Origin of the sequence: Undibacterium sp. Di27W (assembly GCF_049340345.1) — a bacterium.
Lineage (GTDB): Bacteria > Pseudomonadota > Gammaproteobacteria > Burkholderiales > Burkholderiaceae_D > Undibacterium.
Genome location: NZ_JBMPOS010000143.1, coordinates 1 through 318, shown reverse-complemented (window position 1 = coordinate 318; position 318 = coordinate 1). Strand labels below are relative to the sequence as shown.

1 protein-coding gene is annotated in these 318 nt (G+C 51.3%); it reads right to left on the bottom strand.

The features are described 5' to 3' along the window. The coding region (locus tag ACO0LF_RS31665; RefSeq protein ID WP_423021411.1) for a catalase at positions 1-318 on the bottom strand (318 nt) is incomplete at both ends.

Sequence of the window (318 nt, the reverse complement as noted above, 5' to 3'; positions counted from 1 at the left end):
GCACAAGATCTGGGAACTTCATGGCATCCTGGATAAAAAACACAGGAATGTTGTTGCCAACAAGATCCCAGTTCCCTTCGTCAGTATAAAACTTCACCGCGAATCCGCGCACATCGCGCACTGTGTCGGCGGAACCGCGCTCCCCGGCGACCGTAGAAAAACGCACAAATACCGGTGTACGTTTGCCCTCCGCGGCAAATAGAGACGCACGCGTGAGGCTACTAAAATCTTTATAGCTATCAAAATACCCATGCGCCGCTGATCCACGTGCATGCACAACACGTTCGGGAATGCGCTCATGATCGAAATGGGTAATTT